Below are 16,120 nucleotides of genomic sequence, written 5' to 3'. Positions count from 1 at the left end.
CGGAGCGCGTGGCCGATGACGCTGAAGCGGTGCTTCCCGCCCGTGGTCGATGCCGACACACGGGTTCTGATCCTCGGCAGCCTGCCGGGCGAAGTCTCACTGGCGCAGAGCCAGTACTACGCGAACCGGCAAAACCGGTTCTGGCACCTGCTTGGGGACATACTGGGCATCGATCTTGTTGCCATGGACTATCCAGTGCGCCTGCAAACGCTGCTGGCACACCATGTCGGTCTCTGGGACGTGGTGGCGCAAGCGAAGCGTGAGGGCAGCCTGGACAGCAACATCCGTGATCACGCCGGCAATGACCTGGCGAGCCTGGTCGAATCACTGCCCAGGCTGGCTGTCATCGCCTTCAATGGTGGCACTGCCGCGCGCATTGGTTTGAAGGCCCTCGCGCAGCATGGCGACCATCACACAATCCTCAAGCTTCCTTCCAGCAGCCCGGCTCATACCTTGTCCTACCCGGAAAAACTGCGGGCCTGGCAAGCATTGGGGGCATGGCTGAACGACGCCGGACGCTAGTGTCATGAGTAGCAAGTTCGTTGCATAAGTCTGCCGATAAGACGCATGATCCGTCGTCGCGAATGCTCGCAAGGCTTCAGCCTTGCTGCGCTTCGCTCCTAGTCTCATACGCCTTCTCGACAGACTTATTTCCGCAACGAACTTCCAACTCATGACACTAGGGTCTGCTCACCTATGTGAACAGACCCTGCAGTCCTGTGCTCAGCCCAACTGCGGCTGCGTGGCCGCATAGCTCGGCCGCTCGCGCATGACGGATTGCCCGCGCCGCACATTGGGATACTTCTCCAGCAATGCGGCTCCTTCGGGGAACATGCCGACGTACATCAGGATCGGCGCGAGGAACAGGTCGGCCATCGACAACACGCTGCCGACCAGGTAATCGCGGTCGCCATAGGCTTCGTCGAATACGGCGAGGTGCTTGTCGATATCCGGCACCGCAGCGTCGATGACAGCACGGTCGGGCTGTCCGTTCTCACCCTTGGGGAAGACGTACTGCAGCACGTAGCGGCGGACCATCGCATCGTAGCCGTGGCAGTTGATCAGGCTGATCCATTGTTCGCCGCGCGCGCGGGCGGTGACACCCCATTGCGGCAGCAGGCTTGGCCCTTCGAACGCCTCTTCGATGTAGCCAAGGATGGCGCGGGTTTCGTAGAACGAGATCGGGCCGTCGGTGAACGCTGGCACGCGGCCGAACGGGTTGTGGGCGAGCACCTCCGGCGAGTGCGGGGGCACGGGATCCAGCGTGTAGGCCACGCCTTTTTCTTCCAGTGCCATGCGCACCGTGCGGCAGTAGCTGCTGCGCGGATCGCCGAAGACGGTCACGGTGCCCGCGCTGCCCTTCGGGTCCAGGTAATCGCTGAGGCGGTTGAACACGGATTGCCAGCCGCCCATGTGCGAATCGCGCGCCTGCGCGTTCGGGAAACCGCTGTGGCGCATGTGCAGGTGAGTGCCGTCCTCCTGCTCGGTCAGCGTGACCTCGATCAACGTCTTGAGATCGGGCGGCAGCGAGCCCGATTCCCAGGCCCAGGTGTAGGCAAGGAAATCGGCGCGGTCGATGGCCTGGTATTCGCCGCCGACAATGTGCTGCGAGCCGTCGCGTCCGCCCATCACGATGCGGTAGCTGCCGCCGACCCGCGCATCGGCGCTTGCCTCCAGCACGCTCATGCCGCGCGGGCAATGCCACGCGGCCAGCGCGGCCTGGTTGGTAAAGGCATCGAAGACCCGCTCGCGCGGCGCGCGGATCAGGCGGGTCATTTCCAGGTGGAAGGTGGCAGCTTGGTCCATGGTGTTGTCCCTCAGTCCTTGGTTGAGTCGTCCGGGCCCTTGGCAGATGCGGCCGCGTGGGTTCGTTCGACGAATTCGACGAGCCGGTCGAGGTTGCCTTCCCAGTGGCGGCGATAGGTATCCAGCCAGTCGTGTGCATCGCGCAGGGCGTTGGCGCGCAGATGGCAGATGCGCCAGCGCGCGTTGATCTCCCGCTCGATTAGCCCGGCTTCGGCCAGCACGCGCAGGTGCTTTGAGATCGCCGGGGCCGACATCTCGAACGGGCGCGCCAGCTCGCTCACAGGGGCCTCGCCCTCCGACAGCCGGCCCAGGATCGCCCGCCGGGTGGGATCGGCCAGGGCGGCGAAGATGCTGGAGAGGGTGTCGGGCGTGGCAGGCATGGGTTCATTTAACCAATTGGTTAAATGAAAGTCAAGTAAGGAAATGGGCACACGTGCACGCCGGGGGCGGACATTGGACCTGTCTGAATCGGCATTCCGCAAGGCTCTCACGCTGGCGCGGGACATGGGGGCGCGTACCACCGCGGTGCGCGTCTGCCCGAACTACCACGTGCTGACCTACCAGGTCGAGATGCTGGAGGACACTGCGAAACCTACGTGAAGCAAGCCTGGGAAGAAGCGACCCGCTACCTGCGCGGACTGGCCGACGAAGCCGGCGCCAACGGGCGTGCCCTGTGAAACGGCATACGTCGCCAACGACCATCCCTACGAGGCCACCATCAAGACGGCCGAGGACACGGGCTGCGACCTGATCGTGATGGCTTCGCACAGGCGGCGCGGGGTCCAGGGTATGCTGATCGGCAGCGAAACCCTGAAGGTGCTGACCCACAGCAAGATTCCGGTGCTGGTGTACCGGTAGGCGGCGCCTAGCGCCGCCGGCGCAGCGCGCCCGCCTGCACGCGTTGCCGCATCCGCGCCGCCAGGCGCGGCAGTGAGCCTGTGCGCCAGCGGCTGCGCAGGTCGTCGGTCAGCGGCACTGCGATCAGCGCCAGCAGCAGAGCGGCCAGCGGCAGCGTGGCGCTGAAACCCAGATGCTTGAACCCCAGCGCGCCGGCGACGCCGCCGGCAAAGAACAGCGTGACCAGCACCACCAGCAGGCGCAGCTTGCGCCGGTTGGCGAGCACGCGGGGCAGGGGGCGCGCTTGTGTGCGTGATGGCGTGCGCGCCGGCGCGGCTGCGTTCCAGTAGCACAGCTTGCCCAGTTCGATGCCGATATCGGTGACCATGCCAGTGAGGTGGGTGGTGCGGATCTCGGCGTTCGAGAGCTTGGTGATCATTGCATTCTGCAGCCCCATGATGAAGCACAGCAGCATCACTGTGGCTGGCACGAACAGCCACTGGTGCTGCGCCAGGTTGCCGCCGATCAGGCCAAAGCACAGCAGCAGCCCCGCCTCCAGCGCCAGCGGCAGCGCGTATTCACTGTGCCGCCGCTCGCGCCGCCCCCAGTTGACCAGCACCGCCGAGCACGCGGCGCCGCCGAGAAACGACAGCAGCGCCCCGACCCCGTCCAGCACCAGCGCGAAGCTGCTCAGCGCCAGGTTGTCGGCCATGGCTGAGACCACGCCGGACATATGCGAGGTGTATTGCTGCACGGCCAGGAAGCCGCCGGCATTGATGGCGCCTGCGACAAAGCAGAGGTAGCCGGCCAGGTGCCGGTTGGCGTGGGGGCTGCGCCGCTTCCCGGTCAGCTTGCGCAGGTACAGGATCGGCATGGCGTTGGGGCGGCGTCTGGAGGATTGGGGCGGGAGGCGGAGGACCTGCGTTGTCGCTACAGGGTGTCCCGGGGCCGGGCAAGGGCGTGCCAGGCGTAGGGGTCGGCGGCAACCTGCTCGCCGCGCTTCATGCGGCGGGCAGTCGGTATCAGCTTCAGCGCATGCATGGCTTCCAGCACCCGTGCGCGTGCCAGCAGCGTCTGCAGCGACGGCAGCGTCTGCAGCGACGGCAGCCGGGGCAGGCCTTTCCAGGCAAACAACGTGTAGTTGCAACTGTCCTCGGCGCGCGCGACCGACATCGAGGCCCCGAACACGGCGCGCACCGCGCCCAGGTAGTGCGGCATGCCGCGGTCGCTTGCAAGGAAGTTGGCCACCAGCACGCCGTCGTCGGCCAGCCGCGCGTGGCAGGCCGCGTAGAAGCCGGCGGAGCCTAGCTGCAGCGGCATGCCGTTAGCCAGGAAGCCGTCGACGAGGATGACCTCGGGGCGCGCTTCCCGGCCCCTGACGTACTCGGCGCCATCGGCGCAGACCACCTGCAGGCGGGCATCGTCGGGCGGAATCCGGAAGCGCTCGCGCAGCGCGATCACCGCGGGGTCGATCTCGACAGCGACCACCCGCGTGGCAGGCAGGTGCCGGTAACAATACTTGACCAGCGAGCCTCCGCCGAGCCCGATCACCGAAATCCGTGCTGGCGACGGATGCAGCAGCAGGAATCCCATCATGGTTCGCGTGTAACCCAGCACCAGCCGGTCGGAATCGCGCCGCGACATGAAGCTCTGCGTGGCCAGCACGTCGAAGTGCAGCGACAGGGCAGTCTCGATCTCCAGCACCACGGGCGTGCCGTCGCGTGGGGCCTCGGCCAGGAACCGCATATAGGACTCAAAAGACGTGCGGCCGCTATCCGCGGCGATGCCGGTGCCGGCGTCCGGTTTGCGTTTGTTCATGGCTGGCCGTCCCCTGGTCCGAGCAGTTGTGCGATGGCCCTGACCGCGGCGACTTCGTCCGGGCCGTCGGCCTGGATGCGCAGTACCGTGCCAGGCGGCGTGCGCAGGCGCATGACGGCCATCACGTCGTGCGCATCGGCCGAGCCGGAGTCCGTGACCAGCACAATGCGGCTGGCAAAGCGGCTGGCCACCAGGCTCACGCGCGCCGAGCCACGTCCCTGGAAACCCTTGCCGGCGGCGATGTTGAGGGTGGCCTCGATCACGGCAGCCTTGCGCAATGCAGGACCCGGGGGGCGGGACCGGTCGGCTGGCTGGGGCGGGCAAGGTGGCGGGCGGCGCTCCCGGGTATGGCGGACATCGGGGACATCGGGGACATCTGTTGCAGTCACATATGATGTTAATCGTATTATCATATCTCAGCACCCGCGCCAGTGGCTGCATCCGGCCGGGAAATGCCATGCCCGGTCCCGCGATTGTGGAGAAACCGCACTTTGCGGGCTGTGCCAGGCCGCCTGCCCATCCCGGAAACTGGATCTGTGGCGTGCGCTTCTGGCATCCTGACGGTCTGTCCTGATGCCCGGCCTGCCCGGAACACTGCCATGCCACTTTCCGACTGGACCCATGAGGCCATCCGCAAGATCGAAGCGGATTTCAACCGTTGCGCCGACACCCACCTGATTCCGCTGGACCTGCCGGGTTACCCCGATATCCGCTTCTATTTCAAGGACGAGTCCAGCCACCCGACCGGCAGCCTCAAGCACCGGCTGGCGCGGTCGCTGTTCCTGTACGCGCTGTGCAATGGCTGGCTGCATGAGGGCAGCACGGTGGTTGAGGCATCCAGCGGCTCTACAGCGATCTCCGAGGCTTACTTTGCGCGGCTGCTCGGGCTGCCGTTCGTGGCGGTGATCCCGGCGGGCACATCTGGCGCCAAGATCGAGGCGATCGAGTTCTACGGCGGGCACTGCCACCTGGTGGACAGCCCGTCCGAGACCTATGCCGCCTCGCACCGCATCGCGCAGGAGACGGGCGGGCACTTCATGGACCAGTTCACCTATGCCGAGCGCGCCACCGACTGGCGCGCCAACAACAATATCGCCGAGTCGATCTTCAAGCAGATGGCGCACGAAGAGCATGCGGTGCCGGCGTGGCTGGTATCGAGCGGCGGCACTGGCGGCACCATCGCCACGCTCGGGCGCTACGTGGCCTACCGCCGGCACAAGACCCGCGTTCTCTGTGCCGACCCGGAGAACTCGGTGTTCTTCGACTACTTCCGCAGTTGCCTGGACGGCAAGCCGCAGCCCGACCTGTCACTGCCGGTGGGCTCGCGCATCGAGGGGATCGGCCGGCCGCGCGTGGAGCACTCGTTTATCCCGACCTGCATCGACGCCATGCTGAAGGTGCCGGATGCGCTCTCGTTCGCGGCGATGCGCTACCTGGCCGGGCGCTTCGGGCGGCGCGTGGGTGGATCCACCGGCACCAACTTCGTCGGCGTGCTGTACCTGGCCCAGCAGATGCACGCGGCGGGGCAGGGTGGCGCCATCGTCAGCCTGCTGTGCGACAGCGGCGAGCGCTACGGCAACACCTATTACGATGATGCCTGGTACGCCGCGCAGGGCATCGCCATCGAGGCGGCCGATGCGCTGGTGGCGCGCGCGGTCAATGGCGAGGCCGTGCTGACGCCGCAGGCCGTGGGCGGCGTGCAATCGGCCGGCGCCGGCATTCCGGCGGGCGGCTGAAACCTGTCGCCGCACCTTTCTGTCACAATGCCGGCGGCTGGCGCGCCGGCATTGATTCAAAGGTGACTTCCCTATGCGTATCTTCGGTATCAGCATCCATATCATCGTTGCACTGTTCTTCGCGGTGCACGCGGTGCGCACGCACCAGAACATGTATTGGCTGCTGATCTTGTTTTTGTTCCCGGGGCTGGGCAGCGTGGTGTATTTCTTTGCGATCTACCTGCCCGAGTTGCGCCAGTCGCGCGGCGCGCGTGCGGCCACGCGTGTCATCACGCAGCTGGTCGATCCGAACCGCGCGGTGCGCGAGGCCCGCTCCGACTTTGACCGGGCCCCTACGGTGGCGCACCGCATGCGCCTGGGCGCGGCCTTGCTGGCGGCCGGTGAGCCGGCAGAGGCCTTGCAGCACTACCAGGCCGCGGCCAACGGCCCGTTCGCGACCGATCCCGCGCTGCTGCAGGGCCTGGCGCAGGCGCAGTTCGCCACCAACGATGCCGCCGGCGCGCTGGCGACGCTGGAGAAGCTGTTCGCGGCCAATCCGCAGTCGCGCCAGCAGCCCGATCCGGCCTTGCTGTATGCGCGGGTATTGGCAGCCACTGGCGCGGCCGGCACGCGGGCCGCCTTTGAGCAGGCGCTGACCAGTGCCAGCGATGCGGCGCCACGCTGCCTGTTTGCCGACTGGCTGGCGGCGCAGCCCGACGCCGCTGACCGCGAACGCGCGCAGCAGCTCTATGCCGATATCGTCCACGACGCCCGCCACTGGCCGCGCCACGCCCGCGAACACAATCGCGAATGGCTGCAGCGCGCGCAGGCGGCGCTGGGCAAGTAATCCGCGTCCGCCCATCCATGCTGGGCCGGGTGCTGAACGCCTTTCTCGACAATATGACCCTACTGAAACGCAAATCGATTGAAGCCGTGGCCTCGCGCCGTCCGGCACGTGGCAACCGCACCCGTGGCGAGGCGCCTGCACGTGAAGAGAAACGCATGACGCCGCGCTTCGCGCCGGTGACCTTCTCGGAAATGGAAGGGGTGCGCTACCTGCACTTCGGCACCGAGTGGGTGCAGGGCGCGATGCGCCTGCGCAAGCCCGATGCGATCGAGCTGGAATACGCGCAGCAGATGATGGCCTGGCTGCTGTTCCTGTCGCCGTCGGTCGAAGAATTCCACGTGGTCCAGCTGGGCCTGGGCGCCGCGGCGCTGACCAAGTTCTGCCACCGGCAGTTCAACCGCGCGCGCGTGACCGCGGTCGAGCTGAACCCGGCCGTGATCATCGCCGGGCGCAGCATGTTCGGCCTGCGCGAGGATGACGCGCGCCTGACGGTGCGCGAGCAGGACGCCTGGGACTACGTGATGGACGGCGCCCACACCGGCGCCATCGACGTGCTGCAGGTGGACCTGTATGACGCCACCGCGCGCGGCCCGGTGCTGGACACCACCGCGTTCTACCGCGCCTGCCGCCGCACGCTGAAGGGGCCCGGCGTGATGACCATCAACCTGTTCGGCGACCACGACAGCTTTCCGAAGAACATCGAGCGCATCTGCGATGCCTTCGACAACCGCGTGCTGGTGTTCCCGGAAGTGCATGACGGCAACATCATCGCGATGGCCTTCAACGGGCCGGATATCGATGTGTCGTGGGAAGCGCTGGCGGGGCGTGCCGAGGTCGTGGAGAAGACCACCGGACTGCCGGCGCGCGACTGGGTGCAGAAGCTGCGCGCGGCGAATGCGCGGCAGGAAGAGCGGTTGAAGATCTGAGGTACTGAGGAACGGTCCCTCTCCCGCTGTGCGGGAGAGGGAAGCAGCGGTCCCTTACTGCTTGTGGAAGAACTGCGCCAGCGACCACTCGTCCGTGCGCGCCTCGTACCTCAGTTCCTTCTTCATCGCCCACATTGCCAGCTGGCTGTGCGACGGAATGATCGCGTGGTCGGCCAGCGCAAATTTTGCCGCGGCGCGGGCATTGTCCTCGCGCGTCTTGTCGCTGCTGACCGTGGTGAGCGACTTCTCGATCAGCTGGTCCAGTTGAGGGTTGCTGTATTTGCCCCAGTTCCAGGTGCCGTAGCCGGTCTTGGGGTTGGGGGTGCCGGTGATCGAGCGCAGCGCCACGTCGGCAGCGGCCGAGCCCCAGCCCAGCATCTGGAAGGCAAACTCGCCCTGGCGCGCGCGCGTGAAGTAGGCCGCCACCGGCAGGGTTTCCACCTTGGTCTGGATGCCGATGCGCGTCAGCATGCTGGCGGTGGCCTGTGCCACCGCGGCGTCGTTCAGGTAGCGGTTGTTGGTGGCGTGCAGCGTCAGGCCGAAGCCGTCGGGGTAGCCCGCGGCGGCCAGCAGCTTCTTCGCGCCTTCGGGGTCATAGGCCTCGGGCCTGGTGCCGGGATGCCCGAAGATCTGCGGCGACACGATCGATGATGCCGGCACCGCCAGGCCTTCCATGATGCGGCTGACGATGGCGTCGCGGTTCAGCGACTTGCTGATTGCGGCGCGCACGCGCGCATCCTTGAACGGGTTCTTGCCCAGCGGCTTGCCGGCCTTGTCAGTGACGAAGGGCGGGTTGTCGCGCGACTGGTCCATCTCCCAGAAGATGGTGCGCCACGACACCTGCTGCTCGATCCTGAACTTGGGGTTCTGCCTGAGCCTGGCCACATCGGCCGAGGGCACGCTCTCGATCACGTCGACGTCGCCCGCCAGCAGCGCGGCACTGCGCGCGCCGTTGTCGGTGATGATGCGGAACACGGCGCGGTCCCACTCGGGCTTGGGGCCCCAGTAGTTCGGATTGCGCTCCATCACGATCTCTTGCCCGCGCGCAAAGCGCACGAACTTGAACGGGCCGGTGCCGATCATCGCCTTGCCCGAGTCGAAGTCCGCCTGCGTCAGCGTGGCGGCGACCTTTTTCGGCATGATCGGCACGCTGTTCAGGTCGTTGGGCAGGTTGGCGTAGTTGGGCACGCTCATGGTCAGGCGTACCGTCAGCGGGTCGGGCGTGTCGATGCGCGCGATCGGCTTGGTGTAGCTGGTGAACGAGCCCGGGCTGTTGGTGAGCTTCTCCGGCCGCTCCAGCGAGGCCTTGACGTCCTCGCTGGTAAAGGGCGAGCCGTCGTGCCACTTCACGTTGGGGCGCAGCTTGATTTCCCAGGTGATGGCGTTGACGGGTTTCCATGACAGCGCCAGGCCCGGGATGTAGCGGGCGTTCTTGTCCAGGAACACCAGCGACTCGAAGATATGCAGGGCAATGGCGTTGTTGGGGCCGGCATTGTTCCAGTGCGGATCCATCGACGTGACGTCGGCCGACAGGCCGATGCGCAGGTCTTCGGCATGGGCGGCGCCGGCCGGCAGCAGCGTGAAGGCGGTGCTGCCCAGCACCAGCGCCGCGGCGGCGTGGAGTACCGCGCGGCGCGTGAGGTGAGCAAGGCGGCGGGGCGGGCGGGTCGGTGTCATCTGGCTGGGTCCTCGTACGGGTCCGCGCGGGCGCGGACAGGTTCTCAGGCGGGTTTGTCCCGCATTGTGCCGCTAAAGTGGCATGGCTGCACCGTTCGCGGGAGTGCCGGTCCCCGACCGGTAAAATGCCGCCATGTTTGCCAATTCCCGCACCATTGTCTCGGCACAGGCCGATGTCCACGAGCACCTGGCCGCGCGCGTCGCGCGCCACCTCGCCGAACCGTTCCGCAAGCCCATCGGCGAGCCCAGCAGGCGCGAACTGGCCGCGGCGCTGCAGAGCTGGCAGCAGTCCGGCGGCGCGCCGCTGATCCTGGATGCGGGCTGCGGCGTGGGCGAAAGCACGCTGCGCCTAGCGACGCAGTTCCCGGACCATTTCGTGATCGGCATCGACCAGTCCGAAAAGCGCCTGGCGGCCGGCAAGGACTGGTGGGGCGAGGCGCCCATGCCAGCCAACTTCTGCTGGGCCCGGGCTGACCTGGTCGACGTCTGGCGCCTGCTGCAGGCCGAGGCGGTGCCGGTGGCGCGCCACTACGTGTTGTACCCGAATCCGTGGCCGAAGATCGGCCACCTGGGGCGGCGCTGGCAGGGCCATGCGGTGTTCCCGGCGCTGGCGGCCTGCGGCGATTACCTGGAGTGCCGCAGCAACTGGCGCATCTATATCGATGAGTTCGCGCAGGCGCTGACACTGGTCGGGCGCCCGGCGCAGGTCGAGGCCTGGGCGCCGGCGCAGCCGATGACGCCGTTCGAGCGCAAGTACGGGGCATCGGGCCACGGCTTGTGGCGCTGCGTCAGCGAGCGCACGCCCGTCTGACCAGCACACCAATGAAAAACGGCCCGCGCATGCGGGCCGTTCTCCGGTCTGGCGCAGCGCGTCAGTGGAACAGCGGCTGCTGCGTCGGCGCGTCCTCGGGCAGTTCGGCGTGCACGATCTCGCCGTTGCGGTCCGCGTACAGCGGCGTGCCGCAGTCTTCGCAGTACTCCGGATCGAACAGCGCGGCATGGCGGAAGATGTCTTCCACGCCGGCGTTGCGCAGTTCCTCGCAGATCTGCTCGAGCGGGTTGCCCTTTTCATCGGCGTCGACCTCGCCGGCTTCGCGGCCGTAGACCGGCCAGACGATGCCGTAGATCACATCCTTCTCGCCGCGCATGGTGAAGCCAACGCGGTATTCCTCGACCACTTCCTCGCCGAAGGCGGCCACCACCGCGGCCAGCTGGCCGGCGGAGATATCCAGCGTGCCGCACAGGTAGTTGACGGCGGCGCGTACGGTCAGCGGGCGGATGCTCTTGTCGGACTCGCGGCAGGACAGGAAGAAGGCGTCCGGCAGCAGCAGCTCGAACTCGCAGCCCGGCAGCAGCAGCGCCACCGACGGCTGCACCTGGGTGCGCCATTGATCGAGGCAGGTCGAGCGCTCGGCGTGGTGCTCCTTGGCGTCTTCCTGCCAGCGGAACAGCGCCTGCTCGTGCGGGGCCACCACCACGGCCAGCAGGTAGCGCGGATCGGCCAGGATCGGCGCGGTCTCGGGCAGGTCGCGCAGGTCGACCTTGGGTACCGCGCCGGCCAGCGCAGCCGCGGCCAGCTTGTGCGTCAGCGCGAAGGTGTCGCTGTGCGTGCGCGGCAGCTGGTCGATGCTGTACAGGTAGGGCGACAGCGACACCTTGGTGCCGGTGGCCAGGACGTGTGCCTGCAGGTGCACGGCCAGCGTCTGCGCCAGCTCCGGCTTGAGCGCGCCGGAAGGAATGGCGTAGCGCGTGTGCGCCAGGATCGGGGCGGCGATCAGCAGCGCGTCATAGAGCTGGCCGTCGACTTCGATGGTGGCGGATTCGGCCAGTGTCTCGGCCTGCTCGGCCAGCACGTCGGAGGCGTCTGCATTGTGCTTGAACAGGTGCTCCAGCGCCGCGTCGAGTGCGGTCTGGCTCCCGTTCTTCAGCAGGCGGCCCAGGCGCTGCGAGAGCCGCCGTTCCCAGTATCCGTCCTCCATGCGGCTGCCCGATGCGTCGAGGGCGAGCGCGTCGGCCACCAGACGCTCGGCGTCGGGGGAGAGTCGTGGGGAAGCCTTGGGGCGAAAACCTGCCATAGAAAGAAACCGTCCGTTTATGCGTAAAACGGTATTCTACTCGCTGCGTTGACACGCAGGCCGCTATATGCGTGCGGCCGGCGCGGAGGCTGGTCGGGGCGTGTGGCTTATTTCTCGGCCGGAGCGGAGGCGGGGGCAGCGGGGGCGTGGCTTTCGACGCTGTGCGACTCGCCGGAAATGGTAACGTCGGCGCCGCCCTTGGTCAGCAGGTAGAGGGTCGCGCCGGCGATCACGATGAATGCAATAAGGATCTTAACCACGGTGTCTCCTGATTCTGGATGATGCCGGGGGGGGATCCCGGCCTGCGGTCGTGCGACCGCCGTTCTTGTGGGACACAGTGTGGCAGCGCTGGCTTGCGTGGAACTTACACGCGCCGGACCTCGTGCCGGGTGATTCATGGGGCGCAGGCGCCAATGAAAAACGCCGCCTGCCGCGGCCCCGGGGCAGGGGCCAGGCAGGCGGCGCCGATGGCGCAGCTGACGCTCAGGCGGCCAGCAGTTGGCGCAGCACGAACGGCAGGATGCCGCCGTGGTTGTAGTAGTCGACCTCGATCGGCGTATCGATGCGCAGCAGCACCGGCACGCGCTGCACGTCGCCGTTGGCGCGATGGATCACCAGCACCACGTCCTGCTGCGGCTTCAGTTCGCCCTCGATGCCTTCGATGTCGAAGGTCTCATCGCCGGTGATGCCCAGCGTCTGCGCACTGTCGCTGCCCTTGAACTGCAGCGGCAGCACGCCCATGCCGACCAGGTTGGAACGGTGGATGCGTTCGAAGCTGCGGGCCACCACGGCCTTCACACCCAGCAGTTGCGTGCCCTTGGCCGCCCAGTCGCGCGACGAGCCGGTGCCGTACTCTTCGCCGCCGAACACCACCGTGGGCGTGCCCTCGGCGACGTACTTCATGGCCGCGTCATAGATCGACATCTGTTCGCCGGTGGGCTGGTGGATGGTGATGCCGCCTTCCACGCGCGCGCCGTCCGCCGTCAGCGGGATCATCAGGTTCTTGATGCGCACGTTGGCGAAGGTGCCGCGCATCATGACTTCATGGTTGCCGCGGCGCGAGCCGTAGCTGTTGAAGTCGGCCTTGAGCACGCCGTGCGCCAGCAGGTACTTGCCGGCGGGCGAGGTGTCCTTGATCGAGCCGGCCGGCGAGATATGGTCGGTCGTCACGGAATCGCCAAAGATGCCCAGCGCGCGCGCGCCGCGCACGCTGCCGCTGGTGGCGGCGGGCTGCATGCTGAAGTCCTGGAAGAAGGGCGGCTCGGCGATGTACGTCGACTTGGGCCAGTCGTAGACCTGGCCCTTGGTGCCCTTGATGCCGGCCCACAGCTTGCTCGGCTTCTTGACCTGCTCGTAGTTGCCCTTGAAGGTCTTGGCGTCCATCGCGTACTTCATCAGCGCATGGATTTCTTCGGAGGTCGGCCAGATGTCGCCCAGGTAGATGTCGCGGCCCTTCTTGCCCTTGCCCACGGGCTCGGTCATCAGGTCGCGCGTGACATTGCCGGCGATGGCGTAGGCCACCACCAGCGGCGGCGAAGCCAGGAAGTTTGCGCGGATGTTCGGGTGGATGCGGGCCTCGAAATTGCGGTTGCCGGAGAGCACGGCGGCGGCCACCAGGTCGTTCTTGGTGATGGCCTCGTTCAGCTCGGGCGTCAGGTCGCCGGCATTGCCGATGCAGGTGGTGCAGCCATAGGCGGTCACGCCGAAACCCAGCTTCTCCAAGTACGGCAGCAGGCCGGCGGCCTTCAGGTATTCGGTCACCACGCGGCTGCCCGGTGCCAGCGAGGTCTTGATGTGCGGCGCCACCGTCAGGCCGGCTTCCACCGCCTTCTTGGCCAGCAGGCCGGCGCCCAGCAGCACGCTCGGGTTGGAAGTGTTGGTGCAGGAGGTGATGGCGGCGATCAGCACGTCGCCGTTCTTCACCTCGAGGCCGTCGGTGGTGGTATAGGCGCGGTCCAGGTCGGCCGCATCCTTGTTGAAGCCGTTCTCGGCCACCGGCTGGCTGAACAGCGAGGCAAAGGTGCTCTTGACGTTGCCGATCTCGATGCGGTCCTGCGGGCGCTTCGGGCCCGCCAGCGACGGCGCCACGGTGCCCAGGTCCAGCGTCACCACCTTGCTGTAGTCGATCTCGCCGGCCTTGGGGATGCCGAACATCTTCTGCGCGCGGAAATAGCCCTCGAACGCGGCGATTTCCTCTTCGGTGCGGCCGGTGCCCTTGAAGTACTCGATGGTCTTCTCGTCGACCGGGAAGAAGCCCATGGTGGCGCCGTATTCGGGCGCCATGTTGCCGATGGTGGCGCGGTCGGGCAGGGCCAGGCTGGCGGTGCCTTCGCCGAAGAACTCGACGAACTTGCCCACCACCTTTTCCTTGCGCAGCATCTCGGTGACGGTCAGCACCAGGTCGGTGGCGGTGACGCCTTCGCGCAGGCGGCCCTTCAGTTCCACGCCGACCACGTCCGGCGTCAGGAAGTAGACCGGCTGGCCCAGCATGCCGGCCTCGGCCTCGATGCCGCCGACGCCCCAGCCGACCACGCCGATGCCGTTGATCATGGTGGTGTGCGAATCAGTGCCGACCAGGGTGTCAGGGTAGTAGACACCATCCTTCTTGTGCACGCCGCGGGCCAGGTATTCCAGGTTGACCTGGTGCACGATGCCGAAGCCCGGCTGCACCACGCCAAAGGTGTCGAAAGCCTGCATGCCCCACTTCATGAATTGGTAGCGCTCGTTGTTGCGCTTGAATTCCAGCTGCATGTTCAGGTCCAGCGCCTTCTTCTCGCGGAAGTGGTCGACCTGCACCGAGTGATCGACCACCAGGTCCACCGGCACCAGCGGCTCGATCTTCTTGGGATTCTTGCCCATCTTCTCGGCGACGTTGCGCATCGCCGCCAGGTCGGCCAGCAGCGGCACGCCGGTAAAGTCCTGCAAGACCACGCGCGCCACGACGAAGGGAATCTCGTCGACGCGGTCCGCGTTCGGCTTCCAGCTGGCCAGCTGCCTGACGTGTTCTTCGGTGACTTTCTTGCCGTCGCAGTTGCGCAGCACCGATTCCAGCACCACGCGGATCGACACTGGCAGACGCGCGATGTCCAGGTCCAGCGCCTCGCCCAGCTTGGGCAGGGAGTAATACTGGCCCTTGCCGGAAGAGCCGATCTTGAATTCTTTTAGCGTGTTCTTGAGGTTGTGGGGCATTGCCGTACTCCGATCGAAGGATGATGCGATGGCATTTGGCTCGGACCTGAATCGAGACCCCGGTGCGCTGCCGCGGCGTTTGACCGCGGTCCGAGGCCGGCAGCGCACTGCAACTCCATACTCTAACCGGGGCGCGGCTTTGCCGCCACCCGGTTCGGCATCCAGCCGGCCACAACGACGCCGGCTCGACAGCATGCCCGCCCGGGATTGCCCCCCGGCAAGGCAAAAAGGGCGCTGGGGCCGTTGAATTCCGGCCGCCAGCGCCCCGGTACGGGCTTACTGCTTGGGTGCGGCGGACTGCTGGGTGCCTGCCGGCTGCAGCGGCTGGCCACCCGGCACCTGCGTCGGGCCGCCCGGGGGCGTGACCAGCAGCGGGGCGGTCACCGGGGCGCGCAGGCCGCCGGCCTGGGTCGGGGCGGCCGCGCCGGCCTGCATCGCGGCGGTCTGGCATTCGTCGGCCAGGCGCTGGCCCAGGTTCTTGTTGAACAGCATGGCCTTGCTCGGGATCACCACTAGGTCCAGCCCGGTGCGGCCGTCGAAGTAGCGGTCGGCGCCGGTCACCGTGGTCTGGCGCGGCAGCTTGTAGTCCTTGCCCTGCCAGTGCACGGTCAGGACTTCGTCGCGCAGCATGTCGCCGGCGATATACAGGCTGTTGCCCAGTTCACACTGCCACTTTTCGCCGTTCGGGGTGACCGCGGCAGCAGTGCCGGCCGCTGCGGCGGTGCCGGCAGCCGCTTTCTTCTTGGTCGAAGACTTCTTGGCGGTGGTCTTCGTGGCGGGTTCCTGCGCCATCACGGCGGTGGCGGTGGTCAGGCTGAATGCGCCGATGCAGGCGGCCAGGACAAGATGTTTCATTTTGTGAGTGCCTTTCGGATACTGAAATCGATTGATGTTTCATTCGCCGCCGTGGGATCGGGGCGGCACCGGGACAATTTCCGCCGCTATTCTCTACGATTTGGCCAAGGCAGCGTAGTGCTCTGGTCTTTGGTTACATTATCGGCGCCGCTGTTGGCCCGGCTTCACTTGCGCTTGCCGATCGGCACGAACTTCAGGTCCTCCGGGCCGGTGTAGTTGGCACTCGGGCGGATGATCTTGTTGTCGATGCGTTGCTCGATGATGTGCGCGGCCCAGCCCGAGGTGCGCGAGATCACGAACAGCGGCGTGAACATCGCCGTCGGCACGCCCATCATGTGGTAGCTCACCGCGCTGAACCAGTCCAGGTTCGGGAAC

The 16,120-nt window shown here is 66.9% G+C and carries 15 protein-coding genes and 2 pseudogenes; 6 read left to right on the top strand and 11 right to left on the bottom strand.

Annotated elements, in window-relative coordinates; genetic code table 11:
* Positions 1-15 precede the first annotated feature (15 nt).
* Positions 16-522 carry a DNA-deoxyinosine glycosylase gene (locus DN412_RS26760; protein WP_115214345.1) on the top strand — a complete coding sequence of 169 codons (507 nt, stop codon included), beginning with the start codon at positions 16-18 and terminating at the stop codon, positions 520-522.
* A 201-nt stretch (positions 523-723) separates the two neighbouring features.
* Here DN412_RS26760 and DN412_RS26755 read toward each other — a convergent pair whose 3' ends face one another.
* The gene (locus tag DN412_RS26755; RefSeq protein ID WP_115214344.1) at positions 724-1,806 is read right to left on the bottom strand and encodes an SRPBCC domain-containing protein; all 1,083 of its coding nucleotides are present in this window, start codon (positions 1,804-1,806) and stop codon (positions 724-726) included.
* An 11-nt stretch (positions 1,807-1,817) separates the two neighbouring features.
* Entirely contained in the window at positions 1,818-2,186 is a 369-nt protein-coding gene (locus DN412_RS26750; RefSeq protein ID WP_115214343.1) for an ArsR/SmtB family transcription factor, read from the bottom strand.
* 43 nt (positions 2,187-2,229) lie between these two features.
* Between DN412_RS26750 and DN412_RS45720 the strand changes: the two are divergent.
* Positions 2,230-2,664, top strand: a pseudogene (locus DN412_RS45720) (universal stress protein).
* 43 nt (positions 2,665-2,707) lie between these two features.
* Here DN412_RS45720 and DN412_RS26740 read toward each other — a convergent pair.
* The 3 genes and pseudogenes from DN412_RS26740 to DN412_RS26730 all read right to left on the bottom strand — a co-directional run.
* A pseudogene (locus DN412_RS26740) lies at positions 2,708-3,517 on the bottom strand (YoaK family protein); the annotation flags it as partial.
* A gap of 56 nt (positions 3,518-3,573) precedes the next feature.
* Positions 3,574-4,461 (bottom strand): spermine/spermidine synthase domain-containing protein, encoded by an 888-nt coding sequence (locus DN412_RS26735; RefSeq protein WP_115214341.1) that lies wholly within the window; start codon positions 4,459-4,461, stop codon positions 3,574-3,576.
* Positions 4,458-4,724: an HPr family phosphocarrier protein gene (locus DN412_RS26730; protein WP_244222794.1), complete on the bottom strand. Its 267-nt coding sequence runs from the start codon at positions 4,722-4,724 to the stop codon at positions 4,458-4,460. Before DN412_RS26730 ends, DN412_RS26735 begins: the two co-directional genes overlap by 4 nt.
* 336 nt (positions 4,725-5,060) lie before the next feature.
* Between DN412_RS26730 and DN412_RS26725 the strand changes: the two genes are divergently transcribed.
* The 3 genes from DN412_RS26725 to DN412_RS26715 all read left to right on the top strand — a co-directional run bounded on the left by DN412_RS26725 (position 5,061) and on the right by DN412_RS26715 (position 7,949).
* A complete protein-coding gene (locus tag DN412_RS26725; protein WP_115214339.1) occupies positions 5,061-6,197 on the top strand; it encodes a PLP-dependent cysteine synthase family protein in 1,137 nt (378 codons plus the stop codon).
* Positions 6,198-6,270: 73 nt separating this feature from the next.
* Positions 6,271-7,023 carry a tetratricopeptide repeat protein gene (locus DN412_RS26720; protein ID WP_115214338.1) on the top strand — a complete coding sequence of 251 codons (753 nt, stop codon included), beginning with the start codon at positions 6,271-6,273 and terminating at the stop codon, positions 7,021-7,023.
* Positions 7,024-7,076: 53 nt separating this feature from the next.
* Positions 7,077-7,949, top strand: a complete 873-nt coding sequence (locus tag DN412_RS26715) for a class I SAM-dependent methyltransferase (RefSeq protein ID WP_206363329.1) — start codon at positions 7,077-7,079, stop codon at positions 7,947-7,949.
* 54 nt (positions 7,950-8,003) lie between these two features.
* Here DN412_RS26715 and DN412_RS26710 read toward each other — a convergent pair whose 3' ends face one another.
* A complete protein-coding gene (locus DN412_RS26710; protein WP_115214337.1) occupies positions 8,004-9,626 on the bottom strand; it encodes an ABC transporter substrate-binding protein in 1,623 nt (540 codons plus the stop codon).
* Positions 9,627-9,759: 133 nt separating this feature from the next.
* Here DN412_RS26710 and trmB point away from each other — a divergent pair, with 133 nt between their 5' ends.
* Entirely contained in the window at positions 9,760-10,437 is a 678-nt protein-coding gene (gene trmB, locus DN412_RS26705) for a tRNA (guanine(46)-N(7))-methyltransferase TrmB (protein WP_115214336.1), read from the top strand.
* 61 nt (positions 10,438-10,498) lie between these two features.
* Here the strand turns inward: trmB and DN412_RS26700 are convergent, their stop codons facing one another.
* The 5 genes from DN412_RS26700 to DN412_RS26685 form a co-directional block, all read right to left on the bottom strand.
* The gene (locus DN412_RS26700; RefSeq protein WP_078197167.1) at positions 10,499-11,701 is read right to left on the bottom strand and encodes a DUF2863 family protein; all 1,203 of its coding nucleotides are present in this window, start codon (positions 11,699-11,701) and stop codon (positions 10,499-10,501) included.
* A gap of 107 nt (positions 11,702-11,808) precedes the next feature.
* A complete protein-coding gene (locus DN412_RS43835; RefSeq protein WP_167471135.1) occupies positions 11,809-11,961 on the bottom strand; it encodes a hypothetical protein in 153 nt (50 codons plus the stop codon).
* A 223-nt stretch (positions 11,962-12,184) separates the two neighbouring features.
* Entirely contained in the window at positions 12,185-14,890 is a 2,706-nt protein-coding gene (acnA, locus tag DN412_RS26695; protein WP_078197166.1) for an aconitate hydratase AcnA, read from the bottom strand.
* Positions 14,891-15,166: 276 nt separating this feature from the next.
* Positions 15,167-15,745: a hypothetical protein gene (locus DN412_RS26690; protein ID WP_115214335.1), complete on the bottom strand. Its 579-nt coding sequence runs from the start codon at positions 15,743-15,745 to the stop codon at positions 15,167-15,169.
* Positions 15,746-15,909: 164 nt separating this feature from the next.
* The coding region (locus DN412_RS26685; RefSeq protein WP_279635242.1) for a citrate/2-methylcitrate synthase at positions 15,910-16,120 on the bottom strand (211 nt) is incomplete at its 5' end.

The sequence above is a fragment of the Cupriavidus lacunae genome (assembly GCF_003353055.1).
Classification (GTDB): Bacteria; Pseudomonadota; Gammaproteobacteria; order Burkholderiales; family Burkholderiaceae; genus Cupriavidus; species Cupriavidus lacunae.
The sequence above is the reverse complement of the archived record's forward strand: the minus strand, read 5'-3'. Positions and strand labels throughout refer to the sequence as shown.